General features: G+C 67.7%; 16 protein-coding genes. 3 read left to right on the plus strand and 13 right to left on the minus strand.

Annotated features, from left to right (window positions below; all coding sequences use genetic code 11):
• Positions 1-3: 3 nt before the first annotated feature.
• On the plus strand, positions 4-255 hold the full coding sequence (locus AC3WRI_RS21850) for a DUF1289 domain-containing protein (protein WP_011615395.1): 252 nt from the start codon (positions 4-6) through the stop codon (positions 253-255).
• Between the two features lie 11 nt (positions 256-266).
• Here the strand turns inward: AC3WRI_RS21850 and AC3WRI_RS21855 are convergent, their stop codons facing one another.
• The 4 genes from AC3WRI_RS21855 to AC3WRI_RS21870 all read right to left on the minus strand — a co-directional run bounded on the left by AC3WRI_RS21855 (position 267) and on the right by AC3WRI_RS21870 (position 5,827).
• Entirely contained in the window at positions 267-986 is a 720-nt protein-coding gene (locus AC3WRI_RS21855) for an MOSC domain-containing protein (protein ID WP_010809531.1), read from the minus strand.
• Entirely contained in the window at positions 983-1,690 is a 708-nt protein-coding gene (locus AC3WRI_RS21860; RefSeq protein WP_454750475.1) for a glutamine amidotransferase, read from the minus strand. The genes AC3WRI_RS21855 and AC3WRI_RS21860 overlap by 4 nt, the downstream gene beginning before the upstream one ends.
• 121 nt (positions 1,691-1,811) lie before the next feature.
• Positions 1,812-4,274 carry a penicillin acylase family protein gene (locus AC3WRI_RS21865; RefSeq protein ID WP_492294072.1) on the minus strand — a complete coding sequence of 821 codons (2,463 nt, stop codon included), beginning with the start codon at positions 4,272-4,274 and terminating at the stop codon, positions 1,812-1,814.
• Between the two features lie 119 nt (positions 4,275-4,393).
• Positions 4,394-5,827, minus strand: a complete 1,434-nt coding sequence (locus AC3WRI_RS21870) for an aldehyde dehydrogenase family protein (protein WP_010809534.1) — start codon at positions 5,825-5,827, stop codon at positions 4,394-4,396.
• 206 nt (positions 5,828-6,033) lie between these two features.
• Between AC3WRI_RS21870 and AC3WRI_RS21875 the strand changes: the two genes are divergently transcribed.
• Positions 6,034-6,642, plus strand: coding sequence for a hypothetical protein (locus AC3WRI_RS21875; protein ID WP_492294074.1), 609 nt, complete (start codon positions 6,034-6,036; stop codon positions 6,640-6,642).
• A 67-nt stretch (positions 6,643-6,709) separates the two neighbouring features.
• On the opposite strand, the gene AC3WRI_RS21880 is transcribed toward AC3WRI_RS21875, so the two are convergent.
• The 7 genes from AC3WRI_RS21880 to AC3WRI_RS21910 all read right to left on the minus strand — a co-directional run bounded on the left by AC3WRI_RS21880 (position 6,710) and on the right by AC3WRI_RS21910 (position 13,077).
• A complete protein-coding gene (locus AC3WRI_RS21880) occupies positions 6,710-8,332 on the minus strand; it encodes an ABC-F family ATPase (RefSeq protein ID WP_010809536.1) in 1,623 nt (540 codons plus the stop codon).
• A 273-nt stretch (positions 8,333-8,605) separates the two neighbouring features.
• A complete protein-coding gene (gene ldcA / locus AC3WRI_RS21885) occupies positions 8,606-9,565 on the minus strand; it encodes a muramoyltetrapeptide carboxypeptidase (protein ID WP_010809537.1) in 960 nt (319 codons plus the stop codon).
• Positions 9,562-10,164: a tRNA adenosine(34) deaminase TadA gene (gene tadA, locus AC3WRI_RS21890; RefSeq protein ID WP_010809538.1), complete on the minus strand. Its 603-nt coding sequence runs from the start codon at positions 10,162-10,164 to the stop codon at positions 9,562-9,564. Before tadA ends, ldcA begins: the two co-directional genes overlap by 4 nt.
• A gap of 9 nt (positions 10,165-10,173) precedes the next feature.
• Positions 10,174-10,650 carry a 6-pyruvoyl trahydropterin synthase family protein gene (locus AC3WRI_RS21895; RefSeq protein ID WP_010809539.1) on the minus strand — a complete coding sequence of 159 codons (477 nt, stop codon included), beginning with the start codon at positions 10,648-10,650 and terminating at the stop codon, positions 10,174-10,176.
• A gap of 123 nt (positions 10,651-10,773) precedes the next feature.
• Positions 10,774-11,409: a 7-carboxy-7-deazaguanine synthase gene (gene queE / locus AC3WRI_RS21900; protein WP_010809540.1), complete on the minus strand. Its 636-nt coding sequence runs from the start codon at positions 11,407-11,409 to the stop codon at positions 10,774-10,776.
• Between the two features lie 502 nt (positions 11,410-11,911).
• Complete coding sequence (locus tag AC3WRI_RS21905; RefSeq protein WP_011615398.1) at positions 11,912-12,418, minus strand: DUF1993 domain-containing protein; 507 nt, start codon at positions 12,416-12,418, stop codon at positions 11,912-11,914.
• Positions 12,419-12,519: 101 nt separating this feature from the next.
• Positions 12,520-13,077 carry a LysR substrate-binding domain-containing protein gene (locus tag AC3WRI_RS21910; protein ID WP_011615399.1) on the minus strand — a complete coding sequence of 186 codons (558 nt, stop codon included), beginning with the start codon at positions 13,075-13,077 and terminating at the stop codon, positions 12,520-12,522.
• Positions 13,078-13,415: 338 nt separating this feature from the next.
• On the opposite strand from AC3WRI_RS21910, the gene AC3WRI_RS21915 reads away from it, so the two are divergent.
• Complete coding sequence (locus tag AC3WRI_RS21915; protein WP_010809543.1) at positions 13,416-13,817, plus strand: hypothetical protein; 402 nt, start codon at positions 13,416-13,418, stop codon at positions 13,815-13,817.
• Positions 13,818-13,835: 18 nt separating this feature from the next.
• Here AC3WRI_RS21915 and AC3WRI_RS21920 read toward each other — a convergent pair whose 3' ends face one another.
• The gene (locus AC3WRI_RS21920) at positions 13,836-14,456 is read right to left on the minus strand and encodes a DUF2239 family protein (protein WP_011615401.1); all 621 of its coding nucleotides are present in this window, start codon (positions 14,454-14,456) and stop codon (positions 13,836-13,838) included.
• Between the two features lie 81 nt (positions 14,457-14,537).
• On the minus strand, positions 14,538-16,151 hold the full coding sequence (locus AC3WRI_RS21925; RefSeq protein WP_492294076.1) for an ABC-F family ATP-binding cassette domain-containing protein: 1,614 nt from the start codon (positions 16,149-16,151) through the stop codon (positions 14,538-14,540).
• Positions 16,152-16,182: the final 31 nt, after the last annotated feature.

Here is a 16,182-nt window from a genome sequence, read left to right on the forward strand (position 1 = left end):
ACCATGCCGTCGCCCTCAGAATCCGCCCCGCCCCGCCCCGAACCGGATCACGGCACCACGGATTCCACGCTGTCCGAGCGCCCGGACAGCCCCTGCATCGGCATTTGCTCGACGCTGTTCGACGAGATCTGCCAGGGCTGCGGCCGCACCGCGGCCGAGGTCAGCAACTGGGTGTTCTTCAGCGAAGAGGAAAAGCAGGTGGTCTGGGAGCGCATTACGCGCGAAGGCACGGGGAAGCGGTTCCGCCAGGGCTGACGCGGCGGCGCTCAGCCGCCCGCCAGCCGCCGCTCCATATCTTCGATTTCGCGCCGTTCCACGCGCTGCCGCGCAAGCTTGCGCCAGTTCTCGGCCAGCGGTGCCAGCTCTGACATTTCCGCAAGCGCGGCATAGTCCAGCCGGTCGACATACAGCACCTGCAGCAGGCGCTGCAGCGACCATCGCGGACAGGGGCGCGCCACCAGTTCCAGCGTATCGCCCGCCGCCACGTCGCCAGTCTCCAGTACACGGTAGTACCAGCCGGTGCGCAGGCTTTGCTGCACGGCGCGCGACATGCCTGCATAGCCGAATCGATGATTGAGCTTCCAGCACGGCTGTCGTGCCTGCGACACCTCCACCAGCGCCGTGCCCAGGCGGAAGCGGTCGCCGATGCAGACGGAGGCCTCGGTCAGCCCGGTGGTGCTCAGGTTCTCGCCGAAGGCCCCCGCAACGTCGAGCACACCGTTGCCTTGCGCGCCCTGCGCAGCCAGTTCCTCGCGCCACGCCGGGTAATGATCGAAGGCGTAGTGGTGCAGCGCCTTTTCCGGACCACCGTGATGGCGCGGATCGCCCTGCCCGTCGCCTTCGAGTCCAAGCGCGGTCACGCGAATCCGCTCGCCAGCCGCGGTCTTGGCGATGCCGCTGGGCACGCCCTTTGGCCCGAACGGGCGTACCTGCCCCGTCAATACGGCGCCGATCGCCGCGCGCACGGGCAATGCCGGCTGGCTCATAGCCCGGCTTCCTCCAGCCAGCGCGCGAACATGCGCTCGCCCGCGGCCGCCACCGTGGCACCGACTTCCGCAGTACGCGCGCGGATGGTGCGCGGATCGACGCCGGCCTTGGCCAGCTCGACGGTATGGCCGATCAGCCAGGCCTCGATATCGCGCGGCATGACCTCGGGGTGGAATTGCAGCGCCAGCACCTGGTTGCCGATGGCATAGGCCTGGTTCTGTACCGCGGCAGTGGACGCCAGCAGTTGCGCGCCGGGCGGAAGGTCGAAGGTATCGCCATGCCAGTGCAGCACCTCCCAGTGGGCGGCAGCCAGTTCTGCCAGCGCGGAATCCTGCCCCGCTGGCGTAGGCGCAATCGGCGCCCAGCCGATCTCGCGCGTGCCCGCGTAGACGCGCGCGCCGGCAGCACGCGCGATCAGCTGCGCGCCCAGGCAAACCCCGATCATCTTGCCGCCAGCCGCCAGGCGTTGGCGGATCAGAGCGATCTCGGCCTCCAGCCAGGGATAGGCATCGGTTTCATAGACACCGATGGGGCCGCCCAGGATCAGCAGCAGGTCGGCCGGATTGTCCGCGATGGGTGCCAGGTCATCGACGCCGGCCTGGAACACCTGCAACGCGTGCCCGCGCGCGCGCAAGGCATTGCCGATCACGCCCGCATGCTCGAATGCGACGTGCTGGATCACATGGGTGGTACGCGTTGCCATCGGGGACTCCTGCCGGTCGAAAGGGGTTCCCATGGTAGCGTCAATTGCTGCGCCCCGCGAAGACCATGGCTGGATCTCGCCTATTTGCGAGCATTCTCAGCACGGCATGTCGTAATCTGCGCTATTTGGTCGCAGCCGGCACCAGGATCAGCGCATCTGGCGCATCCTGCTGCGGCAGCGATGGCACGGGCGGGATCGTCACGTACTCGACCGCGGCCCATTTGCCGGCCCAGTCGCGGTAGCGCGGCAACAGCGCGTTGCCTGACTGCCCGGTGGAGTCCATGAACCGCGACGCCTCCAGGTCCGCCAGGTCATATAGCGCACGCACGCTGGCCGCGTGGGTGTTCTCGAACGGCGCCTTGTCGTCGCGCAGGTTGTGGCGGCCGACATTGACCGTATAGGTATCGCCGCCGGTCGGCACGCGCAGGTTGAACAGCGGCGACAGGTACGCCACCTTGCCGAAGGGCTTGTGCTCGGAGCGGGCCGTGTGCGCCTCGCCCCAGCGCCAGCGGGCGGCGTCGTCGCCGTAGCGGCGCGACAGGTCCGCCATGGCCCGGGTCCAGGCGTCCGCGATGGCGTCGTCGCAGGTCTCTGCCGCGCGCGTATGCTGCCGGTCGCACCAGAACGCGCCCAGCGTGCGCGGATCGCGCAGGATGTTGAGCATGGGCTGCTGCACGTTACGCTGGTCCCACAGGCGGACAAAGATCGCCTCGCCCGCCTTCTCTTCGAACAGCCGCCGCGACAGCTCGCGCAGCCAGGCGGTGACGACCAGCGGCTCGGCGCGCACCGGGTCCATGTTTCCGTCCCACTTGCGCAGCGCCTCCAGCAAGGCGCGTTCGCGCTCGGGCCGCGCCGCATCGCGGCTGACGGGCGCGGCCAGCAGCAGCGGCAAGGCATCGCGCACGGCCAGCGAGACCACGTCTTTCTGGATTGCCGCAAAGCTGTCGAAGCTGTGCCTGGGCGTGGCCGCCAGCAGCGCCTTGATCCGGTCAAAGCGATACGGCACGGTCCATTCGCTGGTGATGAAGTACGGGTAGTCCGGTGCGACGATGCGCTGGTTGGCCGTCACGATCACGCCGTCGGCCGGGTTGTAGCGGTGCGGCAGTGCCTCGAACGGAATAAAGCCGGTCCAGTCGTAGCGCTCATCCCAGCCGGGCGCCGGCGCCAGCCCCTTGAGGTCGTTGTCGGCCCGGCGCAGCGGCACGCGTCCGGGTGCATAGAAGCCGATATTGCCGTCGACATCGGCATAGACAATGTTCTGCTGCGGCGAATGGAAGTCGCGCAGCGCCGCCGTGAAGCCGGCCCAGTCGCGCGCCTCGTTCATGCGCAGCCCCGCCTGGAAGGTGCGGTCGTCCGGGCGCAGCGCGGTCCACTGGAAGGCCACCACATACTGTGCGCCCAGCGGTCCTGCGGCAGCCGAAAGCGGCTCGGCCACATCGGAAATCACCGGGCCGTGGCGCGTCGCGCGGACCTTCAGCACCACGTCCGGGGCGCCCTTGACGCGGATGGTCTCGGTGCGGGTCTCGAATGCGGCCCAGCCGTCCGGGGTCTGATACTGGGTGTCGTTGCCGGGGCGCAGCCGTTCGATATACAGGTCCTGCACGTCGGGCGCGGTATTGGTCAGCCCCCAGGCGATGCGGTCGTTGTGCCCCAGCACCACCAGCGGCATGCCGGGCAGCGTGGCGCCGGCCACGTCCAGGCCGGGCGCCGTCATCCTGGCGAAATACCACAGCGCGGGCGCCTGCAGCCCCAGGTGCGGGTCATTGGCCAGCATCGGCTTGCCCGATTGCGTATGCGCGCCCGACACCACCCAGTTGTTCGAGCCCATGCCCTCGACATAACCCGGCGGCGCCTTGTCGCCGACGCTGGCCATGGCATTCGCCAGCGGTGCCAGTTGCTGGTACAGATGGCCGTAATCCATGGTGCGCACCGGCTGCTCGCCCGGATACGGCGCCAGCAACTCGCTGATGCGGGCCACCGGCAGCACTTGCGCCAGCCGCATGCGCAGGGTTTCCTGGGTCCAGTTGCCGCCCAGGTCCCAGGCCATCATGGTCTGCCAGCCCAGCGTATCGGCCGGCTCCCAGCGCTCGGGCTGCGCGCGCAACAGCAGGAATTCAGGCGGCAGCGGGCCCTTGCGATGGTCGATCCAGGCATTGACGCCGTCGGCATAGGCCTGCAGCGCGGCACGGGTCTCGGGCGAGGCCTGCGCCAGGATGGCCTCGGCATTGCGGCGCACGCCCAGCGTGCGCAGGAACTTGTCGGTATCGAGCGCGGACGGTCCCAGGATCTCCGCAAGCCGGCCTGCCACGACGCGCTTGTTCATCTGCATCTGCCACAGCCGGTCCTGTGCATGGACGTAGCCCAGCGCGAACCAGGCGTCCGCCTTGCTGGCGGCGCGGATATGCGGCACGCCATGGCCGTCGCGCACGACCGTGACCTGGCCGCGCAAACCCGCCAGCGCTTCCTGGCCGGATGCAGGCGGCTGCGCCGCATGGCGATACCAGACCAGGGCCGCGGCAGCGCCGGCCACCGCCAGCACCAGCAGCCCCGCCACAAACCTGGTCAGCCGACCAAACCAGCGCATCGTTGCTCCCCCAATGACTCTCGTTATGTTGTGCGTGTTTTCCGCACATTATCCGCACGAAAAAATGCCCGGGCCAGCCGGGCATTTCCCATATTGCATCAACGCCGCTCAGCGCCGCATCAGGCCGCCGGCTTCTTCAGCTGCAGCGACTTGTACTCCAGGAATTCCTCCAGGCCGTACTTGCCCGCTTCGCGTCCGTTGCCGGACTGCTTGTAGCCGCCAAACGGCGCCTGCATATTGAACGGGCCGCCGTTGATATCGACCTGCCCGGTGCGGATGCGGCGCGCCACGCGGATCGCGCGTGCCTCGTCACCGGACCAGACCCCGCCGCCCAGGCCATAGATGCTGTCATTGGCGATGCGCACCGCGTCTTCCTCGGTGTCATAGCAGATGATCGACAGCACCGGCCCGAAGATCTCTTCCTGCGCCACGGTGGCACGCGGCTCCACGTTGCCGAGCACGGTCGGCTTGACGAAGAAGCCCTTGTCCAGCCCTTCCGGGGTGTCCGGACCGCCAGCTACCAGCTCGGCACCCTCTTCCAGGCCCCGGCGGATATAGCCGGTCACGCGGTCCTTCTGCACCGCGGAGATCAGCGGTCCCAGCTTGCTGGCTTCCTGCAGCGGATCGCCCACGGTAAAGCCCTCGACCACCTTCTGCGCGATCGCCTTCACTTCATCGTAACGGGCCCGCGGCACCAGCATGCGGGTATGCGCCGAACAGGTCTGGCCGGAATTCAGGAAGCAGGCATTGATGGTGCCCTTTACCGCCGACGGCAAGTCGGCGTCGTCCAGGATCACCGAAGCGGACTTGCCGCCCAGCTCCAGCGCCACGCGCTTGACGGTCTGCGAGGCCAGTTCCGACACGCGCTTGCCGGCGCGGGTCGAACCCGTGAACGACACCATGTCGACTTCCGGGTGGCTGGCCAGCACCTCGCCCACCACCGGGCCATAGCCGGTCACCAGGTTGAACACGCCCGGCGGCAGGCCGGCGGCCTCGATCACCTCGGCCAGCACGAAGGCATTGAGCGGCGCCACCTCGGAGGGCTTGAGCACGACGGTGCAGCCGGCGGCCAGGGCCGGCGCCACTTTGAGCGTGATCTGGTTGAGCGGGTAGTTCCACGGGGTGATGGCACCCACCACGCCCACGGGCTCGCGCACCACCAGGGAGTTGCCGACCTCTTCCTCGAAGCGGAAACCGTCCAGCAGCTTGGCGGCCTGGCCCCAGTTGTAGACCGGCCCGCCCACCTGGATCGCGCGCGCCAGCTTGATCGGCATGCCGACTTCGCCGGCGATCAGCTGGGCCAGCTCTTCGCTGCGCGCCTTCAGGCCTTCGGCGATCTTGGCGATATAGCCGGCACGCACCGCCGGCGGCGTGGCCGACCAGCTGTCGAAGGCCGCGCGGGCCGCCTGGATGGCATCCTCGGCGTCGCGCGCCGAGCCTTCGGGGATGGTGCCCATCACCGCCTCGGTGGCGGAATGGATGACGTCGATCGTGCCGTTGCCGTGGGGAGCGACCCACTTGCCGTTAATAAAGAGTTTGTCTCGTTGTTGCATGGCCACAGTTCTCGGTTTGGTGAATTGGCGATTGCAATTTTTTGTTACTTTTATGGTGCACGCACATTGTAGAGCGGATTCGGGACTATGTTTTTGCGCCGCGGAAAGCCGCGCATACCGCTCCGGGCAAGAAGGTGGCGATAATCGGCCGCACCACCTGACAGGGACTCTAGCCAAAGGCGGTCGGACATAACAAGGGGTGAGACATGGTCGATCCGATCTACCGCAAGACGGATGCGGGACAGGACGAGATCCGGACGCGTGCACGCAAGCTTGACCACAAGCTGCGCGCGCTGCTGCTGATGGTCAACGGCGAGCGCCGCGGGCAGGAATTGCTGGCGCAGGTGGCCGGCATGGGGGTGGCACCCGAGGCCATCGACACACTGGTGGCACAAGGGCTGGTCGAAGCCGTCCCGGAGCCGGCACGGCCGCCCGCTGCGGTGGCACCGGCACAGGCACCGGCGCGGGTCACGGCTGCCGCCGACACCAATATGTTCTCCGTGTATGCAATGCGGCACGCACGCGCCCCCGAGGTGCCCGAGACGCCGCAACCGACCGATACCGCGGCCCCTTCGCCCGCCGACATCGCGGCCTTCGAGAGCCTGTATCACTTCTATACCGACGTGATCGGGCAGCATCTCGGCCTGCGCGGCTACATGCTGCAGGTGAAGGTCGAAAGGGCCACCGACCTGCCCGCCCTGCTGGCGCTGCGCGAACCGCTGCATGCGGCACTGCTCAAGGCCAAGGGCGACATCACCGCGCGTGCCATCACGAGCCAGCTCGACCAGATCACAGATCGCATCGCCGCCGGCTGAGATTCCGGCGCACCAATGAAAAAGGCCGCCCGGAGGCGGTCTTCTCTCATCGTCAACGTCCCGACGCTCAGCCGTCGATACCCTGCGACTGCAGGTACTCGTCATACGTACCCAGGTAGTCCGTCAGCGTGCCGTCGGTGCGCACTTCGATCACGCGCGTCGCCAGCCCGCTGATCAGCTCGCGGTCGTGCGAAACGAAGATCAGTGTGCCCGTGAACTTGTCCAGCGCGATCTGCAGCGATTCGATCGACTCCATGTCCATGTGGTTGGTCGGCTCGTCCATGGCCAGCACGTTGTGGCGGCCCAGCATCAGCTTGCCCCAGATCATGCGGCCCTTCTCGCCGCCGGACAGCACCTTGACCGACTTCCTGATGTCGTCGGCCGAGAACAGCAGGCGGCCCAGCGTGCCGCGCAGCGAGGTCTCGTCGTCGCCGGCCTGCGTCCACTGGCTCATCCAGTCCATCACGTCGCGGTTGTCCGGGAATTCCTCGTAGGTATCCTGCGGCATGTAGCCGACGTTGGCGTTCTCGGCCCACTTGACCGTGCCGCGGTCCACTTCCACGCCGCGCTGCACGCCGGTCTGCACCGCGCCGTTGAGCAGGCTGCGCAGCAGCGTGGTCTTGCCCGCGCCGTTCTCGCCGATGATCGCCACGCGCTCGCCGGCCTGAATCGCCAGCGACAGGCCGTCGATGATCTTGCGGTCGTAGGTCTTGGTGATGTTCTCCACTTCCACGGCCAGGTTGTGCAGCTTCTTCTCGAACTCGAAGCGGATGAACGGGTTCTGGCGCGACGACGGCTTGATGTCGTCGACCTTGATCTTCTCGATCTGCTTGGCGCGCGAGGTGGCCTGGCGGGCCTTGGACTTGTTGGCCGAGAAGCGGCGCACGAAGTCCTGCAGCTCGCTGATGCGCTCCTTGGCGCGCGCGTTGGCGGCAACCTGGCGCTCGCGGGCCTGCATCGACGCTTCCATGTAGTCGTCGTAGTTGCCCGGGTAGACCTTGAGCGTGCCGTAGTCCATGTCGGCCATGTGGGTGCAGACCGAGTTCAGGAAGTGGCGATCGTGGGAAATGATGATCATGGTGGAGTTGCGCTCGTTGAGCACGGTCTCCAGCCAGCGGATCGTGTTGATGTCCAGGTTGTTGGTCGGCTCGTCCAGCAGCAGCACGTCCGGGTTCGAGAACAGTGCCTGCGCCAGCAGCACGCGCAGCTTCCAGCCGGGGGCGACGTCGCTCATCGTGCCCTGGTGCTGGCTGGTGGGGATGCCCACGCCCAGCAGCAGTTCGCCGGCACGGGCCTCGGCGGTGTAGCCGTCGTATTCGGCGTACTTGGCCTCCAGCTCGGCGGCCTTCATGTAGTCTTCGTCGGTCGCTTCCGGGTTGGCGTAGATGGCGTCGCGCTCCTGCGCGGCGGCCCACATCTCGGTGTGGCCCATCATCACCACGTCCAGCACGCGCATGTCTTCATAGGCGAACTGGTCCTGGCGCAGCTTGCCCAGACGCACGCCCGGCTCCAGCATGACGTTGCCCGACGACGGTTCCAGGTCGCCGCCCAGGATCTTCATGAAGGTGGACTTGCCGCAACCGTTCGCGCCGATCAGGCCGTAGCGGTTGCCCTCGCCGAATTTGACCGAGATATTCTCGAACAACGGCTTGGGGCCGAACTGCATGGTGATGTTTGCGGTAGAAAGCACGTCTTGAACCTTGTCTGGAGATTGTGGCGCCGCGGCGCTGGCCGCGGCTTGCCGGTTTTGCACACGAGGCGCACCCCATGCCGCTCAGGGACGGGCCTTGCCGGAGATGCATCGCGCTGGCCCGGAGTCATCCGGCGGCCATGGCTGGCGATGCGGCACGGGCCGCGCCCGGTTCATGCGAGAACCCGGCAGGAAGTCAGGAAATAACCGCACATTCTATCATCCGGACGCATTCCTTGCACCCGGATGCGCGGCATCGGACGATGCGGCCGGTCAGGCCAGTGGCGGCAGCACCGGATAGCCGGAAAACGCCATGCTGAAGCCATCCGCACGTGCGGCCAGCCGCACCTGGGCGCCGACCGGCAGCGTCAGCTTGCGCGCGCAGTGGCCGAACGGCAGCCCGGTCAGCACCGGCACCGGCAACTGGTCGCGCAGGTAGGCCACCACTGCGTCCATGTCGTAGCCGTTGTCGTAGTCGGTGACGCGGTAATTGGAGAAATCGCCCAGCACGATGGCGCGCTGCGCGCCCAGCACGCCGGCCTGCTGCAGCTGGATCAGCATGCGCTCCACCCGGTACGGTGGCTCGTTGATGTCTTCCAGGAACAGCACCCCGCCCTCCACCTGCGGCATGAAAGGCGTGCCCAGCAGGCTGCACAGCATGGCCAGGTTGCCGCCCCAGAGCGTGCCTTCCACGCTGCCTGAGAACGGTTGTCCGCCCGACTGCGGCGCCGCGACATCGACGCTGTACGCCGGGTTGCGCAGGATGCCTTCGAAATGCTCCCACATGAAGGGATCCACCACCTCGGCACCAAAATCCGCCAGCAGCATCGGCCCCGCAAAGGTGACGGCACCCGTCGCCGCCAGGCAGGCCAGCTGGAACGCGGTGAAGTCGCTGTGGCCGACGATGGGCGTGCCGCTGGCGCTGGCCTGCGCGGCGATGCGGGCAAAGTCGACTTGCGCCAGCAGCCGCGCGATGCCATAGCCGCCGCGCACCGCCAGCGTCAGCTCGTGCGGCGCGCCAGTGCCGATGGCGTGCAGGTCGGCCAGCCGCTCCGCATCCGTGCCGCCAAAGCGCAGGTAGCGCCGCGCCAGCACGTCGGGGTTGGTCATGTGGTAGCCATGATGCTTGAGCCAGGCACAGCCGCGCGCGGCAATGGCGACGTCGTGCGGATACCCGGACGAGGCGATCAGTCGGACTTCGGTATGCGGCGGCCTGCTGTTCGGCGTGCTCATGCTTCGGTGTCGTTGTTCTTGTCGGGATCGGTGACAGGCGCGGCGGCGTCCTGCTGTGCGGCCTTCTGCGCGGCTTTCTGCGCCCGGCGGCGCGCGCCGAAGAAATCCTTCAGCATCTGGCCGCAGGTGTCGGCCAGCACCCCGCCGGCAATGGTGGTCTGGTGGTTGAGCTGCGCCTGCTCGAACAGGTTGAGCACGCTGCCGGCGGCGCCGGTCTTGGGATCGGCTGCACCGAACACCACGTGGCGCAGCCGCGCGTGCAGGATCGCGCCGCTGCACATGACGCACGGTTCCAGCGTCACGTACAGCTCGCACTCGGGCATGCGGTAGTTGCCGATCACCTGGGCGGCGGCGCGCAGCGCCTGCATCTCGGCATGGGCGGACGGGTCCACCGAGCGGATCGGCAGGTTGTGGCCGCGCGCGATGATGGTGTCGTTCCAGACCACCACCGCGCCCACCGGCACTTCGCCAGCGGCTTCGGCCAGGCGGGCTTCTTCCAGCGCGGCGCGCATGTAACGCGCGTCGCGCTCGGCAGCCTCGGCCGGGTCTTCAGGCAGGGCGCGCAGCGCGCGCAACGGCAGCGGTGGCGTCTCTGGCATCGTCCCCGCTCAGTCCTGCGCCGGCAGCACCGCGGGCGCGCTCACTTCCGCCCAGCAGTTGGGCGTTTCGAACAGCACCAGCCTGGTCAGCTGCAGGTGGTGACCGAAGCAGTCCTTGAACACCGGCGCCAGGATGTCGAAGGCAACCTGGGCCAGGTTCTCGACCGTCGGGATCGCGTCCAGCACCACGGTCTTGTGCCCTTCCATCGATTGCAGGAAGTTCAGCAGCGCGGTGTCACCACGGTAGATCAGGAAGGCATGGTCCCACTTGTTGACCAGGTGCTCGTTGGCGAGCGCCTTGATGTCGCCGAAGTCCAGGATCATGCCGTCATCCGACGCGCCCTCGCGGTGCAGGACCTCGCCCGACAGCGTCAGGTCCAGCCGGTAGCGGTGTCCGTGGATATTGCGGCACTGGCCGCAGTGGTTCGGGATGCGGTGGCCGGAGTCGAACTCCAGCCGGCGGGTAATGGAAACTTGTTTGCTCATGTGTACCGGCGCCGGTGCCGGCCGCCTGCGTTGGGACGGACACTGCGCGCGCGTCCGAAGCCTGTATTGTGTACGTTTTGCCGCCCGTTGGGCGACCTGTCGATACCGTGGATGCCGCGCCGCTCAGCGGATGCCGAGCAGCTTGTGAGTCTGCAGCGACAGCCGCCAGCGCGGATGGCGCTGGCAGAACGCCACCGCGGCGGCGGTATTTTCCCTCGCCAGCGGGCCATCCATGGCCTGCACCAGGAAATGGCGGAAATCAAGCTGCTCGTATGCGGCAAAGTCCTGGCCCTCCTGCGGGATCACGACTTTGAGCTCGTCACCACGCGTGACCACCAGTTCCGAGCCCATCTTGGGGCTGACGCAGACCCAGTCGATGCCCGGCGGCACGGCGATGGTGCCGTTGGTTTCGATCGCAATCTCGAAGCCCTGCGCATGCAGCGCGTCGATCAGCGGCGCGTCCAGTTGCAGCAGCGGCTCGCCCCCGGTGCAGACCACCAGCGGCTGGCCGCCGGCGCCCTGCGGCCATTCCGACGCGACCACTGCGGCCAGTTCCTCGGCCGTGCGGTACTTGCCGCCGCGCGTGCCATCGGTGCCGACGAAATCCGTATCGCAGAACTGGCACACCGCGCTGGCGCGGTCTTCTTCGCGGCCGCTCCACAGGTTGCAGCCGGCAAAGCGGCAGAACACCGCGGCGCGGCCGGCGTTGGCGCCTTCGCCCTGCAGCGTATAGAAGATTTCCTTGACGGCGTAAGTCATGCGTGGGGGTCTCTCTGGCACCGTTTGGGGACCGTTAACGGGCATTCGGCCGCCCTTGGGCTGGCCGGGGTTTCAACAGGTATTGGGCAAAGGCCGGATAACAAGTATCACGGATCTGGGCTCGGGCTCCCGGATCGGCGCCGCATGGCTGGCAGCGCGGGCGGTGTGCACCGGGTTTTCCGTGCATGGCTCCGGGCACTGCCGGAGGAACCGCCTGTGGCCTGTCGCAGGCTGCGTCCGGCCGGTCCGGACGTAAAGCAAGTATACCAGAGGGGTCAGGGTTTCCGCTTAGAGGCTGGCGGGATGCGGTCCCGGCCGCCGGCCAGGCGCGCGGCAAATATCTCCTGCAGATCACCCGGTTTTGCTGCAAAGGGCCGCCATCGGCGCCCCGGTGCTGACCGCGCTGACCGCGCTGACCGGCGGCTGCCGCCCAAGCTGCTGTTCGACAATGAAAAAGCCGGGATCCGCGCCCGGCTTTTTCCTACTGGCCCCGCTCGGCTTCTTACTTCAGCCCCAGGTAGTCGCGCTTGCCAATCTGCACGCCCTTGTGGCGCAGGATGTCATAGGCCGTGGTCACGTGAAAATAGAAGTTGGGCAGCGCAAAACCCAGCAGGTAGGACTTGCCGTCGAATGTCATCGGCCCCTGGCGCAGCTTCAGCTCGATCGCGCGCTGCTCGCTGCCTTCCAGCTGCTCAGGCGTGACCTGCTCCAGGAACCCGATGGTGCGGGCGATGCGGTCCCGCAGTTCGGCAAAGGTGGTTTCGGTATCGGCGAACGAAGGCACCTCGATGCCTGCCAGCCGCGCGGCGCAGCCCTTGGCGGCGTCGCTGGCGCGCTGCACCTGTGCCGGCAGCGCATCCATGTCGGCGATCAGGCGGGTCTGGATCAGGTCGGCCGGGTCCATGCCCTGCGCCTGGGCGTGGGCCGCGCCCTTGTCCAGGATCGCGGCGAGATTGCCGAGCGCGCGGATGAACAAGGGAATCGAGACTTCGTACATCGAGAGTGCCATGGGGTCTCCTGTGCAGGCCTTGGTTGGAAATTCCTGTGGTCGGGGGCCGTCGGGCCGCACCGCTGCCGCGAGCATAGACCGGATCGGCATTTGCTGCCGGATTACCCCTGCGCGCACGCGGCAGGCGGCTGGATGTCGCGTAGCACTTTACCGATCGAGGCCAGGAAGCGGCGCCCCGCCAATGGCAGCGGCGCCAGGCCGGAATGGGTCGCGCAGATTTCCAGGCCGACCGCGGGCAACACCGGCCGCACCGCCAGCGCCGCGCGCATGGCCGGCGTCACGCTCCACGCATCCACCAGCGCCAGCCCCAGGCCCTGCTGCACAAAGGCGCATGCCGTGACCGGCGAATGCACCTCGATGGCGGGGGCGCCGCTGTCGCTGTCGCCGAAGAAGCCGGCCAGCGCACGGCCCAGCGGCGTGTCGGGCGGATAGCCGATCCACGCGCTGCCGGCAACATCCTCCGGCGTCACCACCTCGCGGCCCGCGAGCGGATGGTCCGGCGGCAACACGCACAGCATCGGCTGGCGCCCGAGCAGCGTGGACGACAGCGTCGGATGCCCCGCCGGCACCATCGACACGCCGACGTCGGCCCGACCGCTCAGGAAAATGCCGACCAGTTCGTCGAAGGTGACGCTGCGGTAGTCGACGCGCGTGGGCACGCCGCAGCCAGGTCGTTGACGCGCTGTACGCCGCTATAGACCTGCTCGACCTCGGCAAACAGGCGCCGCGCTGGGCGCCGAGCCTGCCGGCGGCTCGCCCGCGCAGCTCCGGCAGCTGATCGATGCCGAGACCGACAAGTGGCGTGCCCCGATTACGTCGGCCCATATCGAGCAGCTGGACTGAACCATGCCCGCGCAACCAGACATTGCCAGAGGGAAGACCTGAGGGCCTGCGGGAAAGATGGCGTGCCCGCAACGGGCAACCGGCGACCGGCAACCTGAATTAACATATCCGGTCATCGTCCCCGCTATCTTGCGGCCTTGTGGCCGCGCCCCACATGAACGCGCCGTTCCCTCTTCGCACGGAATGCCCGCCCGGCGCCTGTATCTGCGGGCGCGAGGCCTTGCTGAGTGACCCCAACGCCGACTTGCGCGTGCTGCGGCTCACCCGGGCCGAGGAAAAGCGGCTGGTCGAACGGCTTGAGCGCCTGACCAGCCTGGCTGAATTGCAGCGCATGGAAAGCCTGATGCAGACCCAGCTGGGCATCGTGCTCACCATCACCCCCAGCGCGCGCGGCGTTCGCACGGTACGCGGCATCAGCATCCAGGTGCAGGAGCAGCCCGGCCTGTGCCGCAAGATCCGCCAGTCGATCCCAGCCGCCATCCGCCGCAGCATGGAAGAGCATCCCGAGATCGCCTATGCGATTGTGGATGCGCATGACCTGCTGGGCGGCATCTGACCAGGCCCGCGGAGCCGTTCAGGCGTTGCTGTCCGCAAGGCGCATCGCGTGCTCGCGGATATCCGCCGGCCATGCCTCGAGCCGCTGCGCAAAGCCCGCCACATCGCCCGCGAACAAGGCCCGCGTGGCTTCCTCGAAGCCGGGCAAATCTCCCGCCATCGCCACCATGAAGTGGTAGGCCCGTTCGCTGGCGCGGCGGCTGCGGTCCTTGTCCGCGTGGTCCCGGCGCGCCTGCTCGACCAGCTTGCGCAGGGCCACCGATGCCCCGCCTGGCTGGGCGGCCAGCCATTGCCAATGGCGCGGCAGCAGCGTCACCTCGCGCGACACCACGCCAAGCTTCGGGCGCCCGCGGCCCCGGGGCTCGGCCACGTCCGCTGCTTCGTCGTTGTCGCCGGCGGGCTGCCGCACGGCTTCGAGCTGCGCGGCGCGCTCTGCCGTGCGCTCAAGTACGGCGGCCTCCGTCCCGCTCGTATCCAGGTCGATCGAGCGCCCGGTGCCGTCGTCGAAAACCAGCACGGGTCCGCCCGCGCCGGCTTCCAGCGCACGCTTGAGCGCCAGCGCATTGGCTTGCAGCGGGCCCGTGGCGATACGCCGGTGGCCGTCGAAGGTGGTGTAGCTGTGAAGCGTTGCGTTGGTCATGCGGATGCCCCTGGGAGACGATTTCCGAATATTACCCGGATAAAATACGATGTCAATATCATCCGGGTATAAATAGACCGCCTACCAGGGTTCCAGCTTCCACCCGTCCGGCGTTGCCGCCAGGCGATGGGTCAGCCCCAGGCTGCCCATGAACACATCGTCGTGGGAAACCACCACCAATGCGCCCTGATAGCCGCGCAGCATCGTCTCCACCGCCTGCACGGACGGCAGGTCCAGGTGGTTGCTGGGTTCATCGAACAACAGCAGCTGTGCCGGCGGATCGGCATACAAGGTACAAGCCAGCGCGGCCTTCAGGCGCTCGCCGCCGCTGAGCAGGCCGCTGGGCGCGGTGGCCTTCTGCGCATCGAGATCCAGCAGCGCCAGCCGCGTGCGCAATGCCGCCTCCCCGGCGGTGTGGTTGGCGGCCAGCATCTGTTCGATGGTTGAGCGCTGCGGCAGCAGGCCGGCCAGTTGCTGGTCGAGATAGGCGCGCTCGGCATGCACCGCGCAGCGGCCGGCAAGCGGCTGCAACTGGCCGGCCAGCAGCTTGAGCAAGGTGGATTTGCCGCAGCCATTGGGGCCGACGACGCCCACGCGCTGCTGGCCCGTCAGCATCAGGCTGATGCGGCGCGTGGCGGCCGGCACGAACGGCAGGTCGACCTCGTCCAGTTCAGCCACGCGGCGTTGCGCGGCCTGACTGACAGGCAACGCGAGCAATACGATCGCGGCATCGTCCTCCACCTGTTGCGCGGCGTCGCGCAGGCGCGCATCGAGCGCTTCGCGCGTGGCGGCCTGCTGCAGGCGCAGCCTGCCCGCCGAGGCCTGGCTGCGCTCCTTCTGCCGGCCCAGCAGGATGCTGGCCTGGTTGGCATCGCGCGCCTGCCGGTTGCCACGGGCCTGCCGCCGCTCCTGGCGCTCACGCTGCGCACGCAGCGACTGCTCTTCCCGCTTGCGTTCGAGCTTGCGCTGATCCAGCTGCTGCAAGGCGTTCTCGCGCTCCTGCGCCTTGCATTGCGCATAGAACGAATAGCCGCCGCCATAACTGCGCAGTCCGAGCGACGACAGCTCGACGATGCGCGCCATGCCCTCAAGCAACTGCCGGTCATGGCTGACCACCAGCAGGCCGCGCTGCCAGCGTTGCAATTGCGCGATCAGCGCCAGCCGGTTCGGCCGGTCCAGATGATTGCTGGGTTCGTCGAGGATCAGGAAATCGGCATCCGACAGCAACGCACCGATCAGTGCCACGCGCATGGCTTCGCCGCCGCTCAGGGTGCTCGCCGGGGTGTGCGCCTGGAGGTGGCCCAGGCCATAGCGCTCCAGCTCCTGCCGCAACCGTTGCGGCATGTTCCAGTGCTCGCCGACGTCATCGAAGTCTTGCGCCGCGGCGCTGCCGGCCTCGATGCGCTGCAGCGCATCCAGCATCGATTGCACGCCAGCCAGCCCGGCCACCGACGTCTGCACGGCATGCGCGGCCTGCTGGGACAGGTAATGCACGCTGCCCGACCGCACGCAACGCCCCGCGGAGGGCTCCAGCTCCCCGCCCAGGATACGTGCCAGCACGGACTTGCCGATACCGTTGCGCCCGACCAGGCCGGTGGGACGATCGTCGAATTGCTCGGACAGTTCAGAGAAGAGCGTCCGGCCGTCGGGCAGGACGTAGGAAACGCTTTCCAGCGTCAGCTTGGGATTTGACATGCGGGATTCCAGGGATGCCAGGAACTCCCCC

This window comes from Cupriavidus sp. FW305-27, assembly GCF_058787995.1.

Bases quoted from the DNA above. Each gene is read 5' to 3' on its own strand.
- AC3WRI_RS21850 (WP_011615395.1), top strand. From the start codon at position 4: ATGCCGTCGCCCTCAGAATCCGCCCCGCCCCGCCCCGAACCGGATCAC.
- AC3WRI_RS21855 (WP_010809531.1), bottom strand. From the start codon at position 986: ATGAGCCAGCCGGCATTGCCCGTGCGCGCGGCGATCGGCGCCGTATTG.
- AC3WRI_RS21860 (WP_454750475.1), bottom strand. From the start codon at position 1,690: ATGGCAACGCGTACCACCCATGTGATCCAGCACGTCGCATTCGAGCAT.
- AC3WRI_RS21865 (WP_492294072.1), bottom strand. From the start codon at position 4,274: ATGCGCTGGTTTGGTCGGCTGACCAGGTTTGTGGCGGGGCTGCTGGTG.
- AC3WRI_RS21870 (WP_010809534.1), bottom strand. From the start codon at position 5,827: ATGCAACAACGAGACAAACTCTTTATTAACGGCAAGTGGGTCGCTCCC.
- AC3WRI_RS21875 (WP_492294074.1), top strand. From the start codon at position 6,034: ATGGTCGATCCGATCTACCGCAAGACGGATGCGGGACAGGACGAGATC.
- ldcA (WP_010809537.1), bottom strand. From the start codon at position 9,565: ATGAGCACGCCGAACAGCAGGCCGCCGCATACCGAAGTCCGACTGATC.
- tadA (WP_010809538.1), bottom strand. From the start codon at position 10,164: ATGCCAGAGACGCCACCGCTGCCGTTGCGCGCGCTGCGCGCCCTGCCT.
- AC3WRI_RS21895 (WP_010809539.1), bottom strand. From the start codon at position 10,650: ATGAGCAAACAAGTTTCCATTACCCGCCGGCTGGAGTTCGACTCCGGC.
- queE (WP_010809540.1), bottom strand. From the start codon at position 11,409: ATGACTTACGCCGTCAAGGAAATCTTCTATACGCTGCAGGGCGAAGGC.
- AC3WRI_RS21905 (WP_011615398.1), bottom strand. From the start codon at position 12,418: ATGGCACTCTCGATGTACGAAGTCTCGATTCCCTTGTTCATCCGCGCG.
- AC3WRI_RS21915 (WP_010809543.1), top strand. From the start codon at position 13,416: ATGAACGCGCCGTTCCCTCTTCGCACGGAATGCCCGCCCGGCGCCTGT.
- AC3WRI_RS21920 (WP_011615401.1), bottom strand. From the start codon at position 14,456: ATGACCAACGCAACGCTTCACAGCTACACCACCTTCGACGGCCACCGG.
- AC3WRI_RS21925 (WP_492294076.1), bottom strand. From the start codon at position 16,151: ATGTCAAATCCCAAGCTGACGCTGGAAAGCGTTTCCTACGTCCTGCCC.